Raw genomic sequence first — 16,008 nt, 5'->3', positions numbered from 1 at the left:
TAAATTTATCACTGCTTACTACTCAACTTTTTTCCCCACTCATTTATAATTACTAATGCAGGTAGCAAATCATGACAGGTATCTGTTAAAGAGTACTCTACATGAGGTGGAATTTTATTATATTCTATTCTATCTACAAGACCATGCTCGTGCAATGCCTTCAAAGAACGTGTTAACATAATATTAGTGATTCCAGGTATCCTTCGTTTAAGTTCATTATATCTAACGCTTTTTTCAGAGGATAGTTCCCATATAATAGCTATTCTCCACTTACCGCCAATAATCTCAAGTGCATGAACAACAGGACACTGCTTAGAATAAATATGTGGTGTTTTCTTTAGTTGATCTTCCATAAATAATACCTCCAAATTAAGGGCACAAAAATGTGCGTACTTGATATTGTGTTCCTTGGTAAGATATAATAACAACATAACATATAAAGAGTTATATGTAAATGAAATAGTGAAATAGGAGAGTGTTATTTTTGAAAAAATTATTTACCGAATTTAATATTAAAAATATAAAAATGAAGAATCGTATTTGTGTTCCTCCAATGGTTGTTGGATTCAGACCTGATGGATATGTAGCAATTGAAAATGTAGAACGTTATGAAAAGTTAGCTAAAGGTGGAGCAGGACTTATAATTCAAGAGGCTACCTGTGTTAATAATGATGGAAAATTATCTGGGAATCAACTTGGAATATGGGAAGATGCTCAGATTGAAGGACTAAAAAGAATAGTAGATGTAGTTCACGAAGAAAACTGTCCAATATTTCTTCAAATTCATCATGCAGGAGTTGTTGGAATATCAAACGACCCCATGTGTCCAAGTCCTTATGAATATAAAAATTATGCAGGAAATATAGTTGTTGGACGCGTTATGACTAGTGAAGATATAAAATCTATACAAGATGATTTTATAAAAGCTGCCGGAAGGGCTTACAAAGCAGGATATGACGGTATTGAACTTCATGGATGTCATGCCTATCTAATAAGCCAATTTTTAGATAAAAAAGTAAATAAACGAACTGACAAATATGGCACTAACCCTGAAAAATTTGTAATAGAAATACTAGATGAAATTAGAAAAACAACACCAAAGGAATTTGTTGTCGGAATTCGTTTGGGAGGATTTGAACCACTAATAGAAGATGGAATACATTACGCTAAAATATTAGAAAAAAGTGGAATAGATTTCCTTGATATTTCTTATGGATTTATGAGTGAACAGGAAATGCACGTAGATAAAGATTATAAATACTCTAATGCTGTTTATGCAGCCCAGAAAATTAAAGAAGTAGTTTCAATTCCAGTATTTGCAGTTGATGGGATTAATTCAGCTGAAATTGCAGAGCAAATATTAACTGATACAAATGTAGACATTGTAGATATTGCTAGAGGATTTCTTATAAATCCTAATTGGGCAAATGATGCAAAAGAAGGAAAAGATACCGGAAAATGCTTGAAATGTGCTAAATGTATGTGGTTTGGTCAGTCTAAAGTTTGTGCAGGTAAGGTTATATTTGAGAAAAATAATAAATAAAATTAATTATTTATTGACAAATTATTTATAATATGGTATATTTCATTACAACATAAATAACAAATTTGATGACGAGAAAGAGTACGTTTTAGTATCTGTTCTAAAGAGAGTTGACACTTGGTGAGAGTCAACGTTCAGTCTATAATCGAAAATCATCTCTGAGAAGTAAACCTGAAATATAATAAGGTTTAATGGTTGTCCACCATTAAAAGGAACAGATATCAATTGGTATCTTGCTAAGTGCTATTAAAGTTAGACATTATAATTTTAATAGATTTTGGGTGGTAACACGTGCATATTCGCTCGTCCCTTTTATAGGGACGGGCTTTTTTTATTTTAAAAAGGGGGTGGTTTAGTGGACAGTGACATTAGCGATATAATAACATACAAAAAAAATAAAATTTTTGGAGGAATTACTATGAATAAATTATCAAAGAAAAATTTACTGTTAGTTAGTTTAATGTTATTTTCAATGTTTTTTGGAGCTGGAAACTTAATCTTCCCTCCAGTCCTCGGACAAATGTCTGGTACAAATCTTCTACTTTCGCTATCGGGCTTCCTTGCCTCAGCAGTAGGTCTACCAATTCTCGCTGTAGCTGTTGTTGCAAAAGCTGACGGTCTTCAGAATTTAGCTAGTAGAATTAATAAACCCTTTGCACTTATTTTCACATTATTAATCTATTTATCAATAGGACCATTTTTAGGCATTCCTCGTGCTGCTAGTTTATCTTTTGAAACTAGCATAGCACCATTTTTACCTACATCAGTTACTGGTGGAGCTTTGCCTCTTTTTATATATACAGTGTGCTTCTTTGGTTTATCATTTTGGCTAAGTATGAATCCTAATAAATTAGTAGATCGTTTTGGAAAGATACTAACCCCTGCTATCTTAATACTAATACTTATAATATTCATAGGTAGTTTAGTGAACCCACTTGGTAGTTTTAGTGCCCCAATTGGTGATTATGCTAGCTTCCCTGTTTTAAAAGGATTTTTGGATGGATACATGACTATGGATGCCATCGCTGCACTTAATTTCGGGATAGTTGTTGCATTAGTTTTAAAGAAACAAGGCATTACAGATAAAAAAGCTTTAAGCTCTTATACAATAAAAGCTGGACTTATAGCTGGTCTTGTTTTAGCTGTAATATATTTAATGCTTTCCTGCCTAGGCGCTGCTGCTCAAACCAAATTTGGCAATACAACAAATGGAGCGCAAACATTAACAAAAGTAGTTTCTTATCTTTTTAATACAAATGGCCTAATAATACTTGGATTAACTTTTGGATTAGCTTGCCTTACAACCTGCGTTGGTCTTATAACATCGTGTAGTGAATATTTCTCAAGGATAATTCCAAAGGTTAGTTATAAAGTTTGGGTTACCACAATAACACTATCTAGTATGCTATTTGCAAATGTAGGCTTAACTAACATACTAAAGATATCGGTACCCGTTTTATCAGCTATATATCCTATGGCAATAGTGCTTATTATACTAGCATTCACACATAACTTATTTAAAGGTTATAACGCAGTATATTCTTTCAGCATGCTATTTACTGCTGTTTTTAGTATATTGGATTCATTAAATCAAGTTGGACTTAAAATATCATTTTTAAGTTCTATGCCTTTAGCAAAACAAGGTCTTGTTTGGGTAATACCAGCTTTAGTTGGTGCTCTATTGGGATTGCTATATAGCATTGTAAAAGAAGTTTCTTTTTCAAAAGAAACCCCTTTAAATGAATATAATAAATAAAATAAAAAGCTAACACCTATGGTAGGTATTAGCTTTTTATTTTTTATAAATATATATAAGTTCCACCAACTAAATGTTATAAGGCCAACCCCTTAAGTTAAAAACATATAAAGACTATGAATGATGAATTTTAAAATTTATTTTTCTTTGGGAAATTTTATAGGATAAAAACAATAAAATTATTGAGATAATCATATATATTAATTTAACTTTAAAAATTCCACCTTTTCCATAATCAGAGTAATAATATACATGTCCTAATATCCCATTTGTTTGAGTAATCTTACATTTCCATAAGCCCTCTTCAATTAAATAATAAGCAGTAATTAAACACGTACTTACTGCTATGTCTCTTGAGATAAGCAATACAAATATACTTAATGATATAACAAAAATGTTAGTGGTGATTGAATATAAAAGTATTTCATTTATTGGAGGTAGTGTTTCATTTGCTCCAATCATTCCTTTATATAAAAAGTAAATGTTGAAGAAGGAAATAAGATACAAAATTGTATACATTATTAATATTGAACCCAACTTTCTTATCATAAATTTGTTAGGTCTACTTCCACCAACTACTAAAGCTATTTCTTCCATGCTGTTATTAAAATCTGAACCTAAAAAGAAAAATATCAGTATTATAAATAACATTAGAAGATATACATCACAATAAACATATAAATTTTGTGGAATTATATTTCCACCCCCTGCAACCCCATTGTATAAAGGAATAAATTTATCTGGCATTATTCTTATAATTATATTAAAAAATATCACAAGGTAAGTTACTATATACAGTAAATTCTTAGTTAGCATATTATTTTGAAACTTTAAATAGAATTTAATCATTTCTTTACTCCATTTTCTTTTAACCTACTATGTATGATATAAGCATCCTGTAGATTCACCTTAACTTTTACAGAATCAGGTGTTAAAGGATCCTTACTTATATATTTTATGTGTGAGAAATTCGAAGAACTTAATGTGGTAAGAATATTACCAGAGGCATTTATTTTATTAAGTGTATCAACATCTACATCACTTTCCCACAGCAATTCACTTACTTCATTTATAAAATTTTCTTTTGTACCCTTATAAATTAATTCACCAGCTTTTATTACTAGTAAGTAATTGCAATAGTATTCAATATCTTCAACTATATGAGTTGTAACTAATACTATTCTATTTTTACTTATAACTGGGAATAGTTCTCTAATAATATTTCTTTGTTCTGGATCAAGCCCCACAGTAGGTTCATCTACTACGATTAAGTTAGGGTCGCCAATAAGCACCTGCGCAAACCCTAATTTTTGTTTCATTCCACCTGAATATTGTTTTATCTTCCTATCTATATACTCATTCATATCTAATGTTTTTATAATTTCATCAAGATGTTTTTTTATGTTCTTTTTATTCGAATCAAGTTTTAAACTACCTACTATTTCTAAAAACTCTCGTCCTTTTAAATTTTCATAGGTAGAAAATTCCTGTGGTAGATACCCTATAGTTTTTCTTACATCTTTTAAATCTTTTTTATAATTTAAATTATTTAAAGAAATCTCTCCATCCTGAATCGCGAATAGTGTTGTTAAAAGCTTAAGTGTTGTAGTTTTTCCTGCGCCATTAGGTCCGAGTATTCCTACTAAACCCTCTTTCACTTCAAAAGAAATGTTTTTTAGTACCTCTACATTTCCATATTTATAATTTAAATTACTTACCTTTAAAGTATTCATTACCACTACTCCTCACTTTATCAGTCTACTGAATATAAAAACATTTTTTCATAAGGCTTATCCATATTAATTCCTGGAATAAATGGTGATAGTAAGATTCTATTTATTGGGTTGTTTTTTGTTTTAAGAAAATCAATTAAATCATTACATTTATTGTTGTTATTAATATATTCTTCATTACCAATAAATAAATACCCTTTATACGTTCTATCTGATATATTACCACTTATTAAAACAACATCCCTATCTTTCCCTTGAAATTCATATTGATTTGATTTGCTTTTTTCATTTAGGTTAGAATATATTTTGTTTTTTCCAGCATACTTTATATTTATATTATATTCTTTATCTGTATCATCATTTAATTTTGGATACCATTCAAAAACATCAGCCAAAAAAAACGAATTATTCCTAACATAAAATGACTTTTGACCTTCTACCCAACTTGTGTTTATTTCTCCTTCGTAAGATACTTTCATATTTATTATTTCTTTATTTGTATATTCTCTTGGAAGCGTTACTATAAAGCTGTGGTTAGTCCTTTTAAATTTCAATTTTTTTCCCTGAATTTCTATTTTAGATATATCTAATTTTTCATATAATCCTAATTCTAAAGAATTAACTCCGGATCCAGTAACTTTTATCTCCATTTCACAATCATTCTTTAATTTATTAGTAATATCGAGATTCATATTATATTTATCAATATAATAGCCACATTTCTTTTCACCAAAGAAAGTTCCATCTTTATTATCACCATATTTAGCCGATATATCTTCATTTCTTGATGTTATATTATAATAACTGGGCCTCATTAAATATATGCTCCTACCCAAATATATACAGGAAATAGCAATTAAGACTAATGCACCTATCCGAAATAAAGTGTTTTTTCTATTTTCCTTTTTTCTGTATTTGTAATCATAAGGTAATATTAATAAACCAAATGAAATCATTAACCATAAGATATTATGATATAAATAACTCTTATCATAACTTATAACATCAAAAACACCTGGAATTATTCTTATATTAATAAGAGGAACTATAATATTTGATGTTTTATAAAAGTTGCATAAAATTAAAAATACTAAAATTATGGATATAAATCCTATTACCTCCCCCAGATACTTGCTAATAGTTTGTCCTATAAATAGTCCCACACAAGTGCATACCACTAAGAAAACTATAGTATTAATTATGTAACCTATACTTTGATATAAAAAATACCCTACAGAAACCTTACAAATCACCCCAAATGCCACAAGTATAGTTATATTTAAAATCAAAACGAAACCCTCAATTATCGACAAGGTTAGAAGTTTGCTTAACATTATTTTTCTATGAGAAATATCTATGATTTCAAAAATATCATTATGACTTTGTCCAATTTTCATGCACAATATCAAAATAGGCACCATTATCAAATTTAATGGTAACCAAGAAACTTTAATTAGCCCAACTACTGATAAAAATATACCATCTCCTGAGTTCATGCTACTTATTGTTTGCTGAATACCAAAAGCATATAAAGCAGCAATAACCCATATAAGTTTTCCTCTTTTTAAATTAATAATCTCATATTTAATTAGAGCATTAATTTTTCTCAATGTGCTCACCTATCCTTTTACATACTTGGTAAGAGGATACCATACCACCCATATTCTGTCAATTTATTATAAATATGTTATATTATATACTAATAGTATGTTTTATTGCTTTTCTATAACCTTAATCTACCTTATTCATTTTTAAGAGACTCAATATATTTATTTCCCCAAATTCTAAACTGTTCTAATACTGGATCGAACGCTTTTCCTAGATCAGTTAGTGAATACTCCACCCTTGGTGGAATTTCAGAATAAACATATCGACTAATCAATCCATAATCTTCTAACATTCTTAATTGCTTTGTTAATGTAGACTGTGTTATATTGCCTATTCCTCTTTGTAACTCGCCATAGCGTAATGCTCCATCACTCAAATGATACAAAATTAATATTGACCATTTTCCAGAAAATATTTTTTGTGCTGTGAAATATGGGCATTTCCCAAAAAGACTATTTTTACTCTCCATTTTAGTTTCCTCCATAGTATCCATTAGATACTTACATCATTAAAAGATCGTACTTGTTGTTTTTGATATACATGGTATTATTAGTGTGAAATCAATCTTAACACACATATATGAGAGGAGCAATAATTATGAATAAAGCATTAGAATTTTTACAAGAGAGTGGTATTTTTTACTTAGCAACTACTGAAGGTGATCAACCAAGAGTCAGACCATTTGGTGCTGTCTTTGAGTATGAAGGAAAATTATACATTGTCACAAACAATACAAAAAAATGTTTTAAACAAATGTTAGAAAATCCTAAAGTTGAGATGTCTGGTATGAATAAAAAAGGACAATGGATTCGTGTTACTGGAGAAGTTGCAAATGATGACAGACGTGAAGTAAAAGAATTAGCACTTCAAGCTGTTCCATCTTTAAAAACTATGTATAACATTGATGATGGAATTTTTGCAGTTTTATACTTTACAAAAGGAACAGCTACTATTTCTTCTTTTACAGCTCAGCCTGAAACATTCTCACTATATATATAAATCAATCCACCCGTAAGCCAGGTTGTTGGTTATATAAAAAAGGTTCTAGCCGTTTTGCTAGGGCCTGTTTAATATATTTTATTTAATACCCATGCCATATTTTGGCCTAAGTTTTTCATATTTTCCATTCCTTCCTTATCATTTAAAACATCACCAACTTCTTTCCCATAAACCATATTCCAATAAGTAGAACCTACCAATAAGACTTCTTTGTTTAATAAAAAATGATTCAAAGTGTCTACAGCAGTCATTCCACCACCGCGCCGAAGTGCCACAACAGAGGCACAAACTTTATATTTAAGGAGTTTAGGATTAGTTGAAATAATAACTCCTGAACGTTCAACAAAAGCCTTCATCTTAGATGTTATATCTGCTGAGTAAACTGGTGAACCGAGTATAATTCCGTCAGCCTCAAGCATTTTATGAAAGCATTCATTAAAAGCATCATCACTAATAATACATTCGCTAATCCCTTTACAAGCAAAACAACCCTTACAACTTTTAATTTCTTTATCAAATAGTTGTATCAATTCTGTTTCTATATCTTGCTTTTCCAATTCATTAAACACTGTTTGAATTAATATTGCAGTATTCCCATTTTTACGGGCACTACCATTTATTCCAATCACCTTCATAAATATCCTCCTTTCTATCATTGAATATAATATCACTATTGTTATGTCGTTAAATTTTAGTAATGGATACTAACATCACAATAATTTGTAGCCTATTTATCTAAAGCAAATTCAACCGCAGAGATAGCATGTATTGTTGTTGTATCAAACACTGGTATATTAACATCTTCTTGCTTTATCAATAAAGGTATTTCTGTACACCCTAGCACTATTCCTTCAGCACCCTTTAATGCTAGGATCTTTATAATACTTATATAATTTTCCTTTGAAGCTTCATTTATTATACCCTTACATAATTCATTATAAATAATTTCATGAATGATTTCTCTCTCATTTTCATCTGGAATAATTACATCAATATTACATTTCTCCTTTAGTACTTGTTTATAAAAATCTTGTTCCATAGTAAATTTAGTTCCAAGTAATCCAACCTTTTTCATTCCTTTTTCAATTATTTTTTGACCAGTTACTTCAGCTATGTGTACAACTTTTATTCCTACCTTATTCTCTATATCACTTGCCATTTTATGCATTGTATTAGTACATATTATAATAAAATCAGCACCGCCATTTTTAAGCTTTTCCGCAGCATTGAGCATAATATTAGTTAATTCATCCCACTTATTTTCATGCTGCAATACTTCTATTTCTTCGAAATCTACTGAATACATTAAGCATTGTGCCGAATGAAGTCCTCCTAATTCTAATTTGACAGTTTCATTTATAATTCTGTAATATTCAAGTGATGATTCCCAGCTCATTCCACCTATTAAACCAATTGTTTTCAAATTAATTCTCTCCTCTACATTTTCAAATCATTATTATACGATTTTTTATAAATTTGTCATGAAATATCTGAAACTATTATATGCTAAACCTATAATAATTCATTACAGACATTTCCTCAAAGCCACAAACTTTGTATAAATTAAGTGCAGTGTTGTTTTTAGATTCCACATCCAACCCTACATCATTTATGTTTTCTTCATTAATTATACGTAATACTTCCTTTAAAGCTTGTTTCCATACCCTTTACCTCTAAAATTTGGCAATATTCCAAAGCCACATATAAATGCAGAATTATCGCTATATTCTATCCTAATTTTTCCTATAATAGCTTTATTTAATTCAATCATATATGTTGTCATATTTATGATTTCCTCTTCCTCTGGAAAACTTTCACCCTCTTCTGAACCATAGAAAAACATTGCATTTTGTTTAGCTATTTCCCTTTTGTCTGCTTTCTCAGCTTTTCTTAAAGTGATTGAATTTATGTTTTCTAAAAAAGTTTTGTTAAGTAGCTTCATTCTATACTCTGAAAAATCATATTTTCCACATACAGCCTTTATAAAAAAGGTCCCCGATGTTGATTTACCATCTGATAATAGAAATATATTATTAAAGTTTCTTTTCTGGCACTCCTCTGTTGCAAGTTTAAAAAGCTTTGTAAATAAGCCTTTTCTACGATAGTCTGGATGAGTCATACCATTAATTTCACCATTATTGCCTCCAAAGCTTGAAATACCAAGGTAGGCCACTAAAACATCTTCTACATAATATAAATATTCATTAATTTCCTTTAAACCTATATAATCATTTTTGGTTACACTTACTTTATAATCTAATTCTAATTTTAAATTGGTTTTGTCTTTCAAACTACAAAGTACTTCTAGTTTATTTATTTCTTTATACTCCCTTTCTGATATGTATTGTTTTAAACAAATAGTTTGATTTAATATTTTTTCTGACATTTTCTAATCTCCTTTTTATATGAATAATTTCTTTATATTAATATATAGACCATATATGTTTTATAATTACAATTTATAATTTTCAATCAATTGACTAATATTAATGCCAGTACTATTATTAATATTAGTTATATTAATAATATGTTGTCAAATGTAAAATTGAATTTATTAAAACCAAAGCATATTATGATTATGAATCTGAACTGTTAATAAAAAAAGTTTTCATCTAAAAAGGGAGATATTAATGAGTAGCTTATCTGTAGTTAGAAGAAATTTAGGTAATACTTTTCCAGCACTTAAGGAAAAAAACTTTATGTATTTTTGGACCGGACAGTGTATATCTTTACTCGGCACTTGGATGCAGCGAACAGCTCAGCAATGGTTAGTATATAGCATTACAAAATCCCCATTATTATTAGGACTTTTAGGTGTGGCCCAATTTACCCCAGTTCTTTTCTTCTCTCTATTTGCAGGTGTGTTTATAGATAGATTTAACAAGAAAAAAGTGCTTATATTTACTCAAAGCATTTTGATGATGTTAGCCTTTACACTATCCTTTCTAGTATGGAGTGGTAAAGTACACTATTGGCACGTACTTGTTATTGCAATCATAATGGGTTTTGTAAATACGCTAGATATGCCTACAAGACAATCTTTTATACCGGAATTGGTTGAAAAGAAAAACATAATAAATGCCATTGGACTAAATTCCTCTGTGTTTAATGTGGCAAGAATTATAGGACCAGCAATTGCTGGCTATTTAATGGTACGTTTTGGAACCGCACTATGCTTCTTTTTTAATGGTTTAAGCTTTATAGCTGTAATTATAGGTATCGTTTTGATTAAACCAACTCGTTCATATATAAGAAAACAAAGTGGTAACATGTTTTTAGGTATAAATGAGGGTTTAAAGTATATTATATCAAATAAAACAATTTTAGCAGCAGTGTTATCCATGTTTGCAGTTGGAACCTTCTCTATGAATTCTGATGTTATTATTCCTGTCTTTTCTACAATAGTTCTTCATCAAGGAGCTGGTGGATATAGTACTCTTTTATCAGTCATGGGAGTAGGTTCTCTTATCGCAGCTTTAACCGTTATAACTACTACTAGAAAAGGTCCAAATAAGAAGTTACTCTATGGTAGTTCAATATTAGTTTGTTTGTCTCAAACTGTTTTGCTATTTACACATTCTTACCTAATGTCTTCGCTAATGCTCGCATTAGTTGGATTTTTCACCGTAGCTTTTTCAACTTCAGTAAATTCAACAATTCAGTTAAACACAAGTGATGATTATAGAGGTCGAGTAATGAGTGTTTATTCCTTGGCTAATAATGGAACCACTCCTCTTGGGAATCTTTTTGCAGGCACCATTACAGAAAAATTCGGACCTAATTTAGGATTTTTCGGTTGTGGTTTCGTGGCATTAGTTTTGATGGTTACAGTACTTGGGTCATTGAAAATTAACATATTTTCAAATGCAAAAGATAGTAAATAAAAAAGATTTTACCCTAATTTTTATCATAACAATTTCTTAAATTGTCAACAATGTTTTTGTCTATGTCACAACAAATACTCTTGTCATCAATTAAATAAACCATACTTGAAGCCAAAAAACTGGCTGAGAACTTCTCCCCATTTGAATATATTATTATAACACCAAAACCTATTCCATCCCGTAGTTCCACACCTGACTTGGTAATTTTTAAACTATTAATTAAATCAATTAGATTATCTCTATCTGATTGATTTTTAATTTCTTTTTCCTCGCCTTTCATATTTCTTACTTTAAAACTGGTGATATTTTTTTTATCAATGTGACCAAATTTATTATGTTGTTTATTTGGGTTCTGGTTTTGTTTTTGATTATTATATACAACCATTAATATAGATAGAGAAATTAAACATATAAGAAATAATATGCATTTTTTATGTTTTTTTAAACTAATCATAATTATTACTCCTTTAAAATATATTTATCAAATATATCATAACTATATTACAGCACCATAATCTACAAATGTTTTCTAAATTGTAGTTTCTTTTTACACTATATTATATCATAATTTCAATTATAAGTTATTTTATTCAAAAATTTCTTTCTTAAACCTAATGTTTGATCTTTTAATTTCGATAACTATAATATGATTTGTTTTTTTAGATCTTATTAAAGGGGGAAAATATAAAATGATTATTGGAAATATAAAAAATCCATATATAAATAATATTAGTAACCAACAACTTCAAAAGGTAGTAAGTAACAAAAATATTATTACCAATAACAAAAATTTAAGTTCCGAAGAAATTATGAAACAGAAAATAAGGAATATGAATACTCAATTTGCACTTAGTCAAAATTCAGAACAACAAATAGAAATTGGAATGTCAGCTTTACAAGAAAAAGAGGTAGGGTTAGACAATATAAAAGATATAGGCAACCAACTCAAAGAGCTATCAAAACAATATGCAAGTTCTGATTTGAGTGAAAATGATAAGTCAAAAATTGAAAAACAAGCAGAGGAATTATTAAATAATTTAGGCAGTCTTATGAATCAAAAAGAAGAAAATAATGTATTAGGAGATAAGACAATTACGCTAACTGGATCTGATGGTAAAACTAGTGTTATATTGTCTAAGAGTCTTAATATAACACTAGATTTTGGAAAATTAGATGACACTAAACCAAATAATACAGACAAAACAAACAATGATAAGCACTTTTCAAACAATGTTAGTGTATCAACTTTACTTAAGAATCCTTCTATAATTGAAGAAAGAATATTAAATCCAGTGCAAAAATCTATAGAAAAAGTAGATGATGCAAAATCAATTGCATATAGTAATTTTATAAAAGAGTACTCATCTGCAAAAAGTTCAATAGATGATTTGTTTAAAATAGGTGGAATAAGTGCATATACAAAAGATAAAAAAATGTTGCAACAGGAATCAATTTATATTAGGATATCTGCATTATACTCTCACCCTTTAAACAAATAAACAAAAATTTCGAAAAATTATTATTCATAGGACTTTCTACCTTCCCACCCATTAAACCAGATAAGGCTAGCAATTATCAGCATAATTGTGACTAGGAATACCAATGGAAGGTATCTTCCATAGAGCCACGTAAGAACTTGTGATGGAGCTAACCCTATAGGAAGTTGTATCCCAGGCATAAGGCTTTCTGGGATGATTGAAAGGCGCGCTGGCCATGTCCAAGGAATAAACTTCCATATTTTATCACCTACTACAGTTGCGCCCATAATTGCAGCAATTAAAAATCCTGCGCCACCTAATGCAATTGAAACTCCCATTCCAAATGCAAAACTTAAAAACAGATAAAATACATACAAAAATAAACAACCAATAACCGTTAGAAATGAACCTTGAAAAAATAAACTATATTGTATGTTTTCTATATGCAAAATAAACTTCATTCCAAGTAAAAACATAGAAGTAGAAAGAAAAATGGAAATAGTGGTCATAATCTCAAGTAGAAAAAGTTTGCTAAGATAACTTGTTGTTCTTGGAACAGTTGAACTTAGAATTATGCTAAAATTTCCTGCACCTTCCTCCTGCATACCAATAAACCCTGAAATTAAACTTACCAAAAGGGGGAGAAAAACTGAAATCACCTTAAAAAATCCATCATACATTACATATTGTATTTTATTGTTTGAAAAATATAATAACATTAAAATAGAATAAGCAATGGATATGGAAATAAAAATAAGTCTAATTGCAGTCCGCTTTGTTTTCATCCAATCGGCAGAGATACATTTAAATATATTCAAAGTTAACGCACCTCCCTTTTAGAAAACCATATTGAGGTGAGTAAAAATGTTATAATTAAAAACACAATCGATACAATAATACAAATAAGAATCACAGATGGATTCATTAATATATCCCCATTCTGAAGAGGAACACCACTTGGGTGTACATGAGCAATAGGACACATTAAACGCAATGGCCAGCTCCATGGCATCAATATCCATGATGGCTCAGGAGCCATCATAGCACCTGCTGCAAGTCCAATTAAAGCACATCCAATTGAAGCAACCATACCTAACCATGTTGCTAGGAACAAATAAATTGGAATCAAACCAACCGATGTAATCCAAATTACCATGCTTGCTTCACAAATTTTCAAAACTGAAGCCATATTTCCTGATTTTAAAAAACTATATAGAAAGACAACGGCCATGAGAATTATGGATGATAAAAACATATAGAAAGCAATAATAGCATTTTTACTAAGCCACAATCTTATGCTCCTTACATTATGTGAACGTAATCCTCTATAATTTCCAGCTTTTCTTTCTTTAGCATCAGAAAGAGAACAAAGTAGTGCAGAACCAATAGGCATAAATATAAGTGGCCACCAGTTAAAAACCATAATAATAAAATAATTATTTTCAGTCCCCATATTTGCCATAGTAAGTAATGCATATAATATAAAAAATAATGGAGCCATGACAATAATCTTTCGAGAAAATGTTCGCTTGTATTTTAAATTTTCAGATTGCAAATAATTAATCATTAGATGCTTCACCTTCTTTTCTACTTTCTTTCACAATTTTCATAAATAGTTTTTCTAAATCATCATCTTTATGAATTTCATTCTGATAGCCTAATATCCCATTACTAACAATACCAATGTGCTGCGCAACTTGCTCTACTTCTGAAAGCATATGACTTGACAGGATTACCGTAATACCCTGAGACGGAAAAGAACGAATCAATTCCCGAAGTTCCTGTATTCCAATGGGATCAAGTCCATTGGTGGGTTCATCTAAAATTAGAAGTTTCGGATGAGTTAAAAGTGCAATGGCGATTCCCAAACGCTGTTTCATACCCATTGAAAACTGTGATGCTCTTTTCTTACCCGTATTTTTTAAATCCACAATTTCAAGTACCTCACGTGCCTCGGAATCAGGCAAATCTAACAATTTAGTGTGTACTTTAAGATTTTCCTTCGCAGTGAGATTTCCATAGAGTGCCGGAGATTCAATCAATGCTCCAATATCTTTTAAATCTTTTCTATCCCATGGATGTCCATCAAATATTATATTACCTGAGGTTGGACGTAAAAGCCCTGTTATCATTTTTAATGTTGTTGATTTTCCTGCACCATTAGGACCAAGTAACCCATAGATAGAATTCCTTTCAACCATTAGTGAAATATTGTTAACTACCTGTTGTTTCCCAAACTTTTTACACAATTTTTCTGTTTTCAAAATATAAGAATCCATATTTATCACCCTTTCCTTTACTATAGTTTTATAATACCAAGCAATTATAAGGATTTTATAAGGATTTGAAATATACTTTATATATCGTTTAATATCGTTTAATATTGTATTATAAAGTAAGTATTTTTAATTTTATCCAATCACACTTAAACAACAAAATCCATATATTGTTTGTATATAGAAAACCTATCAAAGATATATAATTATTTAGGTACATTCAAGTAAAATAATAAGGAGGGAATGAGATGAAAGTTTGTGGGGGATGGACAATTCAAGAACCTGTTAGTAAAGAAAATAAAAAAGTACTTGGTATTGCTCTAAAAGGCTTCGTAGGTTCTACTTTTGAACCTATAGTAGTTGCTACTCAAGTTGTAAATGGAGTTAACTATGTATTTATAGCTAAGTCTACTACTGTAACATTACCACCTAAAACTGGACTAGTAAAAATATATGTTTCTGCAACACCTTCTGGTACTGAACCTAAGCTCGTTAATATTGAGACAATAGTATAAATAAAATATAGCTAGGTGATAAATATTTATCACCTAGCTATATTTCTATAAATTACGACAACTATATCTAACTTCATTACATGATTCGCTAATATATTGGACAAGCTATTTTATGAATCATATATTATTTTTTTTAAAAGTATTAAGCATATATGCATTATATGTATTGCATCATTACATATTAATGGTAAACTTATCAGTATAGTTAAATGTTCA

General features: G+C 29.6%; 18 protein-coding genes and 1 other annotated feature. Of the genes, 6 read left to right on the top strand and 12 right to left on the bottom strand.

The genetic code is table 11. The features are described 5' to 3' along the window. Window positions 1-8 precede the first annotated feature (8 nt). Window positions 9-353, bottom strand: coding sequence for a winged helix-turn-helix transcriptional regulator (locus A7L45_RS03105; RefSeq protein ID WP_071611415.1), 345 nt, complete (start codon window positions 351-353; stop codon window positions 9-11). Window positions 354-484: 131 nt separating this feature from the next. On the opposite strand from A7L45_RS03105, the gene A7L45_RS03100 reads away from it, so the two are divergent. Both A7L45_RS03100 and brnQ read left to right on the top strand, forming a co-directional pair. Next, window positions 485-1,543 (top strand): NADH:flavin oxidoreductase, encoded by a 1,059-nt coding sequence (locus A7L45_RS03100; RefSeq protein ID WP_071611414.1) that lies wholly within the window; start codon window positions 485-487, stop codon window positions 1,541-1,543. Between the two features lie 59 nt (window positions 1,544-1,602). Next, window positions 1,603-1,857, top strand: a binding site (T-box leader). A gap of 104 nt (window positions 1,858-1,961) precedes the next feature. Beyond that, on the top strand, window positions 1,962-3,299 hold the full coding sequence (gene brnQ, locus A7L45_RS03095; RefSeq protein WP_071614838.1) for a branched-chain amino acid transport system II carrier protein: 1,338 nt from the start codon (window positions 1,962-1,964) through the stop codon (window positions 3,297-3,299). A 114-nt stretch (window positions 3,300-3,413) separates the two neighbouring features. Here brnQ and A7L45_RS22505 read toward each other — a convergent pair whose 3' ends face one another. The 4 genes from A7L45_RS22505 to A7L45_RS03075 all read right to left on the bottom strand — a co-directional run bounded on the left by A7L45_RS22505 (window position 3,414) and on the right by A7L45_RS03075 (window position 7,109). Continuing rightward, on the bottom strand, window positions 3,414-4,148 hold the full coding sequence (locus A7L45_RS22505; RefSeq protein ID WP_084647330.1) for a hypothetical protein: 735 nt from the start codon (window positions 4,146-4,148) through the stop codon (window positions 3,414-3,416). Next, window positions 4,145-5,032 (bottom strand): ABC transporter ATP-binding protein, encoded by an 888-nt coding sequence (locus tag A7L45_RS03085; RefSeq protein ID WP_071611413.1) that lies wholly within the window; start codon window positions 5,030-5,032, stop codon window positions 4,145-4,147. The genes A7L45_RS22505 and A7L45_RS03085 overlap by 4 nt, the downstream gene beginning before the upstream one ends. Before the next feature lie 20 nt (window positions 5,033-5,052). Further along, window positions 5,053-6,642: an ABC transporter permease gene (locus A7L45_RS03080; RefSeq protein ID WP_071611412.1), complete on the bottom strand. Its 1,590-nt coding sequence runs from the start codon at window positions 6,640-6,642 to the stop codon at window positions 5,053-5,055. A 131-nt stretch (window positions 6,643-6,773) separates the two neighbouring features. Then, window positions 6,774-7,109: a winged helix-turn-helix transcriptional regulator gene (locus A7L45_RS03075; protein ID WP_071611411.1), complete on the bottom strand. Its 336-nt coding sequence runs from the start codon at window positions 7,107-7,109 to the stop codon at window positions 6,774-6,776. Between the two features lie 128 nt (window positions 7,110-7,237). On the opposite strand from A7L45_RS03075, the gene A7L45_RS03070 reads away from it, so the two are divergent. Next, the gene (locus A7L45_RS03070) at window positions 7,238-7,639 is read left to right on the top strand and encodes a pyridoxamine 5'-phosphate oxidase family protein (RefSeq protein WP_071611410.1); all 402 of its coding nucleotides are present in this window, start codon (window positions 7,238-7,240) and stop codon (window positions 7,637-7,639) included. 68 nt (window positions 7,640-7,707) lie between these two features. On the opposite strand, the gene A7L45_RS03065 is transcribed toward A7L45_RS03070, so the two are convergent. The 3 genes from A7L45_RS03065 to A7L45_RS03055 form a co-directional block, all read right to left on the bottom strand. Continuing rightward, a complete protein-coding gene (locus tag A7L45_RS03065) occupies window positions 7,708-8,274 on the bottom strand; it encodes a flavodoxin family protein (RefSeq protein WP_071611409.1) in 567 nt (188 codons plus the stop codon). A gap of 92 nt (window positions 8,275-8,366) precedes the next feature. Next, window positions 8,367-9,062 carry an aspartate/glutamate racemase family protein gene (locus A7L45_RS03060; RefSeq protein WP_071611408.1) on the bottom strand — a complete coding sequence of 232 codons (696 nt, stop codon included), beginning with the start codon at window positions 9,060-9,062 and terminating at the stop codon, window positions 8,367-8,369. 222 nt (window positions 9,063-9,284) lie between these two features. Continuing rightward, entirely contained in the window at window positions 9,285-10,025 is a 741-nt protein-coding gene (locus A7L45_RS03055; protein ID WP_224616792.1) for a GNAT family N-acetyltransferase, read from the bottom strand. 244 nt (window positions 10,026-10,269) lie between these two features. Here A7L45_RS03055 and A7L45_RS03050 point away from each other — a divergent pair, with 244 nt between their 5' ends. After that, window positions 10,270-11,523 (top strand): MFS transporter, encoded by a 1,254-nt coding sequence (locus tag A7L45_RS03050; protein WP_071611407.1) that lies wholly within the window; start codon window positions 10,270-10,272, stop codon window positions 11,521-11,523. Between the two features lie 13 nt (window positions 11,524-11,536). Here A7L45_RS03050 and A7L45_RS03045 read toward each other — a convergent pair whose 3' ends face one another. Beyond that, window positions 11,537-11,977 carry a hypothetical protein gene (locus A7L45_RS03045; RefSeq protein ID WP_071611406.1) on the bottom strand — a complete coding sequence of 147 codons (441 nt, stop codon included), beginning with the start codon at window positions 11,975-11,977 and terminating at the stop codon, window positions 11,537-11,539. A gap of 235 nt (window positions 11,978-12,212) precedes the next feature. Between A7L45_RS03045 and A7L45_RS03040 the strand changes: the two genes are divergently transcribed. Continuing rightward, a complete protein-coding gene (locus A7L45_RS03040; protein WP_071611405.1) occupies window positions 12,213-13,022 on the top strand; it encodes a hypothetical protein in 810 nt (269 codons plus the stop codon). Between the two features lie 20 nt (window positions 13,023-13,042). Here the strand turns inward: A7L45_RS03040 and A7L45_RS03035 are convergent, their stop codons facing one another. Genes A7L45_RS03035 through A7L45_RS03025 form a run of 3 tightly spaced genes read right to left on the bottom strand, consistent with a single transcriptional unit; the run spans window position 13,043 to window position 15,280 of the window. Then, complete coding sequence (locus tag A7L45_RS03035) at window positions 13,043-13,819, bottom strand: lantibiotic immunity ABC transporter MutG family permease subunit (RefSeq protein WP_071611404.1); 777 nt, start codon at window positions 13,817-13,819, stop codon at window positions 13,043-13,045. A 2-nt stretch (window positions 13,820-13,821) separates the two neighbouring features. Beyond that, the gene (locus tag A7L45_RS03030; RefSeq protein WP_071611403.1) at window positions 13,822-14,568 is read right to left on the bottom strand and encodes a lantibiotic immunity ABC transporter MutE/EpiE family permease subunit; all 747 of its coding nucleotides are present in this window, start codon (window positions 14,566-14,568) and stop codon (window positions 13,822-13,824) included. Next, a complete protein-coding gene (locus tag A7L45_RS03025) occupies window positions 14,561-15,280 on the bottom strand; it encodes a lantibiotic protection ABC transporter ATP-binding protein (RefSeq protein WP_071611402.1) in 720 nt (239 codons plus the stop codon). The genes A7L45_RS03030 and A7L45_RS03025 overlap by 8 nt, the downstream gene beginning before the upstream one ends. A 245-nt stretch (window positions 15,281-15,525) precedes the next feature. On the opposite strand from A7L45_RS03025, the gene A7L45_RS03020 reads away from it, so the two are divergent. Beyond that, window positions 15,526-15,792 carry a hypothetical protein gene (locus tag A7L45_RS03020; protein WP_071611401.1) on the top strand — a complete coding sequence of 89 codons (267 nt, stop codon included), beginning with the start codon at window positions 15,526-15,528 and terminating at the stop codon, window positions 15,790-15,792. The last annotated feature ends 216 nt before the right edge of the window (window positions 15,793-16,008 follow it).

The sequence above is a fragment of the Clostridium estertheticum subsp. estertheticum genome, from assembly GCF_001877035.1.
GTDB classification, from domain to species: domain Bacteria; phylum Bacillota; class Clostridia; order Clostridiales; family Clostridiaceae; genus Clostridium_AD; species Clostridium_AD estertheticum.
This window is presented reverse-complemented; position numbering and strand designations above follow the sequence as displayed.